The 9,127-nt window shown below is 65.1% G+C and carries 9 protein-coding genes, 1 other RNA gene and 2 pseudogenes; 7 read left to right on the plus strand and 5 right to left on the minus strand.

Features of this window, described 5'->3' with window-relative positions; genetic code table 11:
- From H928_RS0116680 to H928_RS28375, 3 genes and pseudogenes are all read left to right on the plus strand, one after another.
- A pseudogene (locus H928_RS0116680) lies at positions 1 to 184 on the plus strand (ATP-binding protein); the annotation flags it as partial.
- A gap of 198 nt (positions 185 to 382) precedes the next feature.
- Positions 383 to 865 (plus strand): tripartite tricarboxylate transporter TctB family protein, encoded by a 483-nt coding sequence (locus tag H928_RS0116685; RefSeq protein ID WP_021027529.1) that lies wholly within the window; start codon positions 383 to 385, stop codon positions 863 to 865.
- A 3-nt stretch (positions 866 to 868) separates the two neighbouring features.
- Complete coding sequence (locus tag H928_RS28375; protein WP_021027530.1) at positions 869 to 2,422, plus strand: tripartite tricarboxylate transporter permease; 1,554 nt, start codon at positions 869 to 871, stop codon at positions 2,420 to 2,422.
- 95 nt (positions 2,423 to 2,517) lie between these two features.
- On the opposite strand, the gene cysK is transcribed toward H928_RS28375, so the two are convergent.
- Entirely contained in the window at positions 2,518 to 3,435 is a 918-nt protein-coding gene (cysK, locus tag H928_RS0116695; protein WP_021027531.1) for a cysteine synthase A, read from the minus strand.
- A 220-nt stretch (positions 3,436 to 3,655) separates the two neighbouring features.
- Here cysK and H928_RS0116700 point away from each other — a divergent pair, with 220 nt between their 5' ends.
- Complete coding sequence (locus tag H928_RS0116700; RefSeq protein ID WP_239644993.1) at positions 3,656 to 3,826, plus strand: hypothetical protein; 171 nt, start codon at positions 3,656 to 3,658, stop codon at positions 3,824 to 3,826.
- 4 nt (positions 3,827 to 3,830) lie between these two features.
- On the opposite strand, the gene H928_RS0116705 is transcribed toward H928_RS0116700, so the two are convergent.
- Positions 3,831 to 4,733 carry a DMT family transporter gene (locus H928_RS0116705; RefSeq protein WP_021027533.1) on the minus strand — a complete coding sequence of 301 codons (903 nt, stop codon included), beginning with the start codon at positions 4,731 to 4,733 and terminating at the stop codon, positions 3,831 to 3,833.
- 128 nt (positions 4,734 to 4,861) lie between these two features.
- On the opposite strand from H928_RS0116705, the gene H928_RS0116710 reads away from it, so the two are divergent.
- Positions 4,862 to 5,659 carry a helix-turn-helix domain-containing protein gene (locus tag H928_RS0116710; protein WP_027011043.1) on the plus strand — a complete coding sequence of 266 codons (798 nt, stop codon included), beginning with the start codon at positions 4,862 to 4,864 and terminating at the stop codon, positions 5,657 to 5,659.
- Between the two features lie 100 nt (positions 5,660 to 5,759).
- Positions 5,760 to 6,099: RNase P RNA component class A (gene rnpB / locus H928_RS30240), an RNA gene on the plus strand.
- A gap of 68 nt (positions 6,100 to 6,167) precedes the next feature.
- Here the strand turns inward: rnpB and H928_RS0116715 are convergent.
- The 3 genes from H928_RS0116715 to dapF form a co-directional block, all read right to left on the minus strand.
- On the minus strand, positions 6,168 to 7,097 hold the full coding sequence (locus tag H928_RS0116715; RefSeq protein WP_021027535.1) for a tyrosine recombinase XerC: 930 nt from the start codon (positions 7,095 to 7,097) through the stop codon (positions 6,168 to 6,170).
- A gap of 5 nt (positions 7,098 to 7,102) precedes the next feature.
- Complete coding sequence (locus H928_RS0116720) at positions 7,103 to 7,795, minus strand: DUF484 family protein (RefSeq protein WP_021027536.1); 693 nt, start codon at positions 7,793 to 7,795, stop codon at positions 7,103 to 7,105.
- Positions 7,796 to 7,860: 65 nt separating this feature from the next.
- Complete coding sequence (gene dapF, locus H928_RS0116725) at positions 7,861 to 8,733, minus strand: diaminopimelate epimerase (protein WP_021027537.1); 873 nt, start codon at positions 8,731 to 8,733, stop codon at positions 7,861 to 7,863.
- 183 nt (positions 8,734 to 8,916) lie between these two features.
- Between dapF and H928_RS33510 the strand changes: the two are divergent.
- Positions 8,917 to 9,127 (plus strand): annotated as a pseudogene (locus tag H928_RS33510) (MBL fold metallo-hydrolase); the annotation flags it as partial.

The following is a 9,127-nucleotide window of genomic DNA, read 5'->3' on the forward strand; positions in this document are numbered from 1 at the left end:
CCGCTTGCAGCCTGATGCCGCACTGGCGCCGGACGGATCGGGCCTGGGCCTGGCCATTGCCCGGGCCTATGTGCAGCGCTTCCATGGCGAGCTGCTGCTGGACGATGGCGAGGCCCGCGATGGCGTTGCCGGCCGGGGGCTGAGCGCCCTCGTGCGCCTGCCCGTGGCCCGCGATCGCGCCTGAGCGCACTGTCCTTTGCGGGACTGTTTTCGCTAAGTAGATTTACGTATTTTGCGGCGCCATCCGACATTTGGCAGCTGTTTGGCAGCTTCGTTTTCTAGACTTTCCGCGCAAGTTGTAAGAAAAGGAGACGAGCATGAGTCAATACAGGTCCACCCTTGCGGGTGTGCAGGGGCGCCGGGCGCCCGCCAAGGAGCGGCCATGAGCGCCGGCGGCAAGAGCTACAACAAGGATTACTACGGCGGCGCGCTGATGATCCTGCTCGGTGGCAGCGCGGCCTACGCGGCGCAAAGCTACAACATCGGCTCGCTGGCCCACATGGGGCCTGGCTACTTTCCGTTTGCGGTCGGCATTCTGCTGGCGCTGACGGGCGTGCTGATCGCGCTGAACGCCAAGAAAAAAGGCCCCGGCGACGAGGCGGCGCTGGTGGGACACAAGCATGAGATTCCCGATTTCCGGGGCGCCGCTTGCATCATCTTGGGCACCATTGCCTTTTACTTCTGTGGCGAATACCTGGGCCTGCTGCCAGCGACCTTTGCCATCGTCTTCATCTGCGCGTTGGGTGACCGCAGCAACAGCGTGATGGCCTGCTTTGTGCTGGCCATGTCGATGATGATTGTCGCCGTGGTGATTTTCTGGTGGGCGCTGCAGGTGCAGATGCCGCTGGTCAGGTGGGGGATGTAAGCCATGGGACAAGCACTGCAAGACCTTTGGTACGGCTTTGGTATCGCCTTCCAGGGCCATAACCTGATGTGGTCGTTTTTCGGCGTGCTGGTGGGCAACCTGATCGGCGTGCTGCCGGGCATGGGCGCGCTGTCGGCGATCTCCATTCTGCTGCCACTGACCTACACCATGCATCCGGTGCCTGCCATCTTGATGCTGGCCGGTATCTTCTACGGCTCCCAGTACGGCGGCGCCATTGGCGCCATCTTGCTGAACCTGCCATCGCACCCGCCCCATGCCGTGACCTGCCTGGACGGCTACCCGATGACCAAGAAGGGCAAGGGTGGAACGGCGCTCGGGATCACGATGATCTGCTCGTTCTTTGCGGCCTCGGTCGGCATCATTGTGATGATCTTTGCCTCGCCGCTGCTGACCACGATCGCGTTCAAGTTTGGCCCGGCCGAACTGTTCTCCATCATGCTGCTGGGCCTGCTCGCTGGCTCGACCATGTCGCGCGGCTCGCCCCTCAAGGGCGTGGCCATGACCTTGTTCGGCCTGCTCTGCGGCATCGTCGGCACCGACGTGAACAGCGGCACCTTCCGCTTTGCGTTCGACATTCCGGACCTGAGCGACGGCCTGGAGATGGTGGCGGTGGCGATGGGCTTGTTCGGTATCGCCGACTTCCTGCTCAACGTCAACAAGATGAAGGCGATCACCAGCAACACCAAGATGCGCATCCGTGACATGCGTCCCTCGATGGCTGAGCTCAAGGAAGCCTTCTGGCCGATGGTGCGCGGCACGGCCGTGGGCACCTTGTTTGGTGCCATGCCCGGCACGGGCCCGACCATCACCACCTTCATCGCCTATGCGCTGGAGCAAAAGGTGGCCAAGGATCCGAGCCGTTTTGGTACCGGCATGATCGCTGGCGTGACAGCCCCCGAGGCCTCCGCGCACTCGAAAACCCAGGTGGACTTCATCCCGACCATGAGTCTGGGCATCCCCGGTGACGCCGTGATGGCGCTGCTGCTGGGCGCGCTGCTGATCCAGGGCATTCAGCCTGGTCCTCAGCTGATCACCGAGCATCCGGACATTTTCTGGGGCCTGATCGCCAGCTTCTGGATCGGTAACGTGATCCTGATGATTCTGAACGTGCCGCTGATCGGCGTCTGGGTCAAGATGCTGGCCGTGCCTTACAAGTACCTGTTCCCCTCGGCGATGTTCTTCATTGCTGTCGGTGTGTTCACCACGCAAAACAGCCTGTTCCACATCTGGGAGGTGCTGGCCTTTGGCATCATCGGCGCCATCTTGATGGTGCTGGATTTCTCGGTCGCGCCGATCATGCTGGGCTTTGTGCTGGGGCCCATGATGGAGGAGAACTTCCGCCGTGCGCTGCTGCTGTCCCGTGGCGACATGATGGTCTTCATGCAGCGCCCCATCAGCGCGACCTTTGTCTGCATCAGCCTGTTCCTGCTCGCTGCCGTGACCTGGTCGGCCTGGCGCAAGCGCTCGGGCGTGAGCAAGGTGGCCCAAGCCATCGCGCAGGAGACCTCGGACGCTGGCGTGGTGGTGGCCAAGTAAGCCTCGCTGCCCCAAGCAAAAGCCGCTCCTCGGAGCGGCTTTTGCTTGGGGCCTGGCGCAGGCACCATGGCCTGCCGCCCGCCATCAGCGGGGGATCAGGCGGGCAGAAAGCCCTCTACCGACAGGTAGCGCTCACCGGTGTCATAGGCAAAGCCGAGCACCTTGGCGTTGGGTGGCAGCTCGGGCAGCTTTTGCGCAATGGCGGCCAGCGTGGCGCCGGACGAGATGCCGACCAGCAGGCCTTCCTCGCGGGCTGCGCGGCGGGCGTACTCACGGGCGGGTTCGGCATCGACCTGGATCACGCCGTCGAGCACGCTGGTGTCCAGGTTGCGCGGGATAAAGCCGGCACCAATGCCCTGGATCGGGTGCGGCGCTGGCTGGCCGCCCGAGATGACGGGCGAGGCCGTGGGCTCCACCGCATAGACCTTGAGCTGCGGGAACTTGGCCTTGAGCACATGGGCCACGCCCGAGAGGTGGCCGCCGGTGCCCACGCCGGTGATCAGTACATCGAGGCCATCGGGGAAATCGGCCAGCACTTCCTGCGCGGTGGTGCGCTCATGCACGGCGGTGTTGGCGGGGTTTTCGAACTGCTGCGGAATCCACGAACCCGGGGTCTGCGCGGCCAGCTCTTCGGCGCGGGCGATCGCGCCCTTCATGCCCTTTTCCTTGGGCGTCAGGTCAAAGCTGGCGCCATAGGCCAGCATCAGGCGGCGGCGCTCGATGGACATGCTCTCGGGCATCACCAGGATGAGCTTGTAGCCTTTGACGGCAGCGACCAGCGCCAGGCCCACACCGGTGTTGCCGCTGGTGGGCTCGATGATGGTGCCGCCGGGCTTGAGCGCGCCGGTCTTTTCGGCATCTTCGATCATCGCCAGCGCGATGCGGTCCTTGATGGAGCCGCCCGGGTTGCTGCGCTCGGACTTGATCCAGACCTGGGCACCTGCGCCAAACAGGCGGTTGATATGGACCACCGGCGTGTTGCCAATGGTGTGCAGAATATTCTCAACTTTCATGGAGCCTCCAGCGGATCGGGATGAACAAGGGGGTGGAAATAGCCGAACCATTGTGACGCAGTTGATCATTCCGGCTGGAATATCAATATGCCCAGGATGTTCTTAACGACATGGGACTACAGACACCCGCCCACCGGCCTTTCCTTGATAGCCGTCAATACCGCCTGCAGCCATCGGCCCAAGATGGGCACTGAACGTTATTGCTGTGCAAGGAGGCCGTTTGCTGAGTTTCAACACCACCCTGGTTCTGCTGGGCGTCTGCTGCGTCAGCCTGCTGCTGGGCTTTTCCTGGCGCGACAAGGTCTGGGCGCCCTGGCTGATGCTGGTATCGGTCGCTGGCCTGCTGGCGCTGATGGCCAGGATCATCTACGACCTTTTGTCGATGGGCTGACAGATCAGGCGGCTCTGCTGGCCGCGTCCCTGGCGCGGCGCAGTGGTGTTTTCCACAGCTCGGCCAGCAGCACGCCCAAGATGGTCATCGCGCCGCCGATCCACAGGTAGCTGTGCAGCTGCTCCTTGGCCCAGGCCGAGGCGATCAGCGCCGTCAGCAGCGGGGTCAGGTTGAAGAACATGATCGAGCGGCTGGGCCCGAGCTTGGCGACGGCGGTCATCCACATCCAGGTGGCGACGATGGAGGCCATGGTGCCGGCATAGGCAACCAGGTACCAGTTGTCTGCGTTGAGGCCGACCTTGGGCGAGGCCAGGTAGAACGGCAGCTGCGCGAACATGGCCACCACCATCTGCAGGTACAGCAGCTGCCAGCTGGGCACGCGCGGCATGGCCCAGCGCTTGAGCAGGATGTTGTAGGCCGCATAGGCCAGGCAGGCCAGCAGCATCAGCAGATCGCCCCGGTTGATGCCTTGTTCCAGCAGCGATGCCGGATGCCCCTCGCTGATCACCAGCACCACCCCGGCAAAGGCCAGCACCGAGCCGATGGCGCCACCGGCCGTCAGCACTTGGCCGAGCAGGCCCACGCAGATGCCCAGCACCACCAGCGGCGACAGGGTCAGGATGATGCCCATGTGCGTGGCCGTCGTGTAGGCGGCGGCAAAGTAGGCACAGCTTTGGTAGACCACCATGCCCAAAATGCCCAGCACCAGGATCTGGCCGGCATGGCCCCGGATGGCCTCGCGGTTGCGCCAGACCGCCGGCAGCAGCACGGGGGTAACCAGCAGCACCGCCAGCACCCAGCGCAGAAAGCCGATTTCAATGGGGGCGATGGCGCCAGCGGCTTGTTTGCTGACGACGGTGTTGCCCGACCAGATCAAGACCGCGAGCAGCGGATACAGGTATTGCATGGGAGTAGAACTTAAAAACGTCTGGCTGCTATCATCGCCGTGGCAGGTTTAAAGCCTATAGCTGTAATCAGACATTTGATGCACCAAGCCAGACATGTTGCGCTGGCCGGATGCTGCAAGGAGCCACGATGGCGACAGGCCAGGCACTGAAGATCTACGACGTGGACCAGGAGACCGCACCCTATCTGGTGCGCTACGACGAGTTTGCCGCCGGCAGTTTTGCCGACGCGCACCGCCACCGGCTGGGCCACCTGAACTACACCTCGCATGGCACGATGACCATCGTCACCCAGGGCCGGCAGCTGGTGGCGCCGCCGCAGTACGGCATCTGGATACCGCCGGCCGTCGAGCACAACTGCTATGTGCCGCAGGCTGCCGTCTACCGCTCGTTTTATGTGCAGCCAGCGCTGTGCACGGGCCTGCCCCAGCAGGCCTGCATTCTGCGCATCAGCGCCATCGTGCGCAGCATCCTGGCCGATCTGGCCCAGCGCGACATACGCCGGCCCGCGACGACCGAGGACCTGCGCCTGGCCGAAGTGATGGTGGACCAGCTGCGGCTGGCGCCCTCGGAGCACAGTTTTTTGCCCGCCGCCCAGACCCGGGCGCTCGTCAGCGTGCTCGATGCCCTCAAGGCCGAGCCCGGCAGCCGCCGCACGATGGCCGAGTGGGCGGCCTCGGTGCATATGACCGAGCGCACCCTGGCGCGCCACTGCCACCAGGAGCTGGGCATGGGCCTGGCCGAATGGCGCCAGCGCCTGCGCCACCTTTGCGCGGTGGATGCGCTGGGCCAGGGCCGGGCGGTGCAGGAGATTGCCTTTGACCTGGGGTACAGCACGGCCTCGGCCTTTATCGCGATGTTCCAGCGCGCAGCGGGCATGCCGCCCGAGCAGTTCCGGCGTGAGTTCAGCAGCGCGGTGGACGAGTAGGGCGGCGATACATAGCGATGGGCCTTATCCCCGGCGGCGGCCTGCAGTTTTTGGACGACTCGCGCGGGCAGGCGTGATTCGGTGGAATAATCACGCCTGTGAAGCCTGCCAGACCGCCGCTGGTGCAAGTGCCGAAAGGCCGCACTGGAGGAACGTCCGGACTGCACAGGACAGCGTAGCAGCTAACGGCTGCCCACCGTGAGGTGAGGATCAGAGCAACAGAGACGAGTCCGGGGGGCGTACCGCAAGGTAAACCACCCGGGGTGAAACGGGCAATCTCTACGCGCAGCAATACCAAGTAGGCCAGCGTTGATGTGGTTCCGCAGAGTTGGCGGGTAGGTAGCGTCGAGCCGTGGTGGCGACACCCGGCCCAGAGTAATGGCGGTCACGCCTGGGGCAACCCAGGTGCACAGAATCCGGCTTATCGGCAGACTTCACACTTTGATAATGGATAAAACGGCCACCGATGTAGATCGGTGGCCGTTTTGTCTTTTTGAACTCTGCGGAATCAGTCCTTTTTGCGCGCGCGCGGATGGGCCTGGTCGTAGACCTGGGCCAGGTGCTGAAAATCCAGCCGGGTGTAGACCTGGGTGGTGGTGATGCTGGCATGGCCCAACAGCTCCTGCACGGCGCGCAAATCCTGGCTGGACTGCAGCACATGGCTGGCAAAGGAGTGGCGCAGCATGTGCGGGTGCACGGGGGTGGTCATGCCGGCGACCAGGCTGCGCTCGCGCAGGCGCTGCCAGACGCTGGCGGCCGACAGGCGGGCGCCGCGCACGCCGATGAACAAGGCCGCATCACAGGGCGCCACCTGGTCGCGCACGGCCAGCCAGGCCTGCAGCGCGGCCAGGGCCGCCTTGCCCACCGGCACCACACGGCGCTTGCTGCCCTTGCCCAGCACATGGGCCTCGGCTGCGTCCCTATCGATCCAGCCCAGCGCCTGGACGCTGGCAGCGGTATCGAGGCCCACCAGCTCGCCCACACGCAGGCCGCTGCCATAGAGCAGCTCGACCATCGCGCTGTCACGCGCCTGCACCCAGGGGTCGCCCTGGGCCTGGCTGGTTTCGGCAAAGCGCACCGCATCGTCGACCGACAAGGCCTTGGGCAGTGGCTTGGGGGATTTGGGGGCGCGCACATCCTGCACCGGGTTGCGCTCGACCAGGCCTTCGCGGCCGGCCCAGGTAAAAAAGCCGCGCCAGCCGCTCAGGATCAGCGCAATGCCCCGGCCGCTGCGGCCTGCCGCATGCATCTGCACGACAAAGCGGCGGATATGCTGGGGGCCGAGCTGCAGCACCTCGGTCTGGGCCTCGGCGGCCATGGCCGACAGGCGCTGCAAATCCAGCGTGTAGAGCGTGTGGGTGCGTGGCGCCAGCCGCTTTTGCACGCGCACATGCTCCAGGTACTGGAGCATGGGGGCGCTGAGCGCGGCGGTGTCCATGGGAACTAGCGCAGGCGGCAGAGCACGCTGGCGGCGATCTCGCCAATGCGCTCGAGCAGATCGGTGTCCATGTCGGCCTGGAAGCGGGCCGGATCGGGCGAGCCCAGCACCAGCAGGCCCCAGGCGGGGGTGTCGCCCAAAATGGCGCCATCGCGCAGCGGCAGCAGCACCACCGACTGCACCTGGGCGCTGTCGGGCAGCCAGCCGGCGGGCTCGACGCCAACATTGGGGCCGCAGTAGGGCGTGGACAGCGAGCTGGCAAAGCTGCAGGCATCGGCGCTCACGCCCTGGGCAAAGGGCTCGTTCAGGTAGGTTTCGGCCACATCCCACAGGCGCAGCGCGACCTGGGGCACCTCGAAGTGCTGCATCAGGCTCTCGGCAATCACCTCGGGCAGCTGCAGCGGGTTGCGGGTCTTGACCACATCGCAGGTCCAGTGGTGGATGCGGTCGATGGTGTGGTGGTTCTGGCTGCCGTTGCGCATCATGTCCATGATGCGGTGCTCCAGGCCCTTGATCTTGTCGCGCAGCATCTCGGCCTGGCGCTCCTGCAGGCTGACGGTGCGGTTGCCATAGGGGCTGACCATGTGCACGCCGGTCAGTACCTGGGCCTGGCGCTCGAAGAAATCCGGTGTCTGCACCAGGAACTCGGCGATGTCTTCTTCGGTAATGGGGGGAACCTGGTTGTTGTTTGCGCTCATCGGTCTCTCTCGTATCGGCTGTTCGCCGTCTCCTCGTTCGGTCACCGCAGTATGCCGCGCTGTGTCTAGTCCGGAATGCTGATCTCGCCTTCGAACACGGTCGTGGCCGGGCCGGTCATCATCACCGGGTCGGCGGCCTGGCCGCTCCAGGCAATGGTCAGCAGGCCGCCCCGGGTCTGCACATCGACCGGGCTTTGCAGCAGTCCCAGCCTGATGCCGGCCACCACCGCCGCGCAGGCGCCGGTGCCGCAGGCCAGGGTCTCGCCGGTGCCGCGCTCGAACACCCGCAGCCGCACCTGCTGCGCTGTTTGTACCTGCAAAAAGCCGACATTCACGCGCTCGGGAAAGCGGGGGTGGGACTCCAGCACCGGGCCCTGGGATTCGACCGGCGCGGTATCCACATCATCGACCAGCATCACCGCATGCGGGTTGCCCATGGACACGGGCACGATGAACACGGTAGTTGGATCGACCGGCACCTGCAGCGCCAGCGGCCATTTCTGCGTGTGGTGCTGGGCCACCGGCGTGAGGCCGCTGGTGTTGAAGGGGACGTCTTCGGGCACCAGGCGGGGCTGGCCCATGTTCACGGTGACCCGGCCATCGGCCATCAGCTCGGGGGCGATCACGCCTTTTTGGGTCTGGACCCGGATGGCGCGCTTGTCGGTCAGGCCCTTGTCATACACAAAACGGGCAAAACAGCGCGCGCCATTGCCGCATTGCTCCACCTCGCCGCCATCGGCGTTGTGGATCAGGTATTCGAAATCGATCCCAGGGGCGGGCGAGGGCCGCACCGTCAGGATCTGGTCGGCACCCACGCCAAAATGGCGGTCGGCCAGAAAGCGGTACTGGTCGGCACGCAAACCCAGCGGGCCAGCGGTCTCGTCGAGCACGACAAAATCATTGCCGGCGCCTTGCATCTTGGTAAAACGGATGTCCATCCGCCCATTATCGCTTTTTGGGCCCGCCTGGATGCGCAACGGGGCAGAGGGCGTAAGAACCTGTTACTCGTAGCCCGCCCCGAGGTTGCAGATGCGGACAGTCTGGGGCCAGCTCGAAACGCGTCCGCCCCGCCCGCCCTGCGGGTGACACAGCCCGGCCATGCAAGTGTTGATAATGGCCCCATGACCCGTACCAGCCAGCTCCTCCATGCGCAACGCGAGCCCGCTCCGGCCCGCGCAGCCGCCACGGCCTTGTTTCTGCGCGATGCGCCAGACCCCCAGGCCGGGCCGGGTGCGACGCGGCTGGAGGTGCTGATGTCGCGCCGCTCGGACCAGGCCCGTTTTGCGGCCGGGCACTATGTGTTCCCCGGTGGCGCGGTCGATGCCAGCGATG

This window comes from Comamonas sp. B-9, from assembly GCF_000410635.1.
Taxonomy (GTDB): Bacteria; Pseudomonadota; Gammaproteobacteria; order Burkholderiales; family Burkholderiaceae_C; genus Comamonas.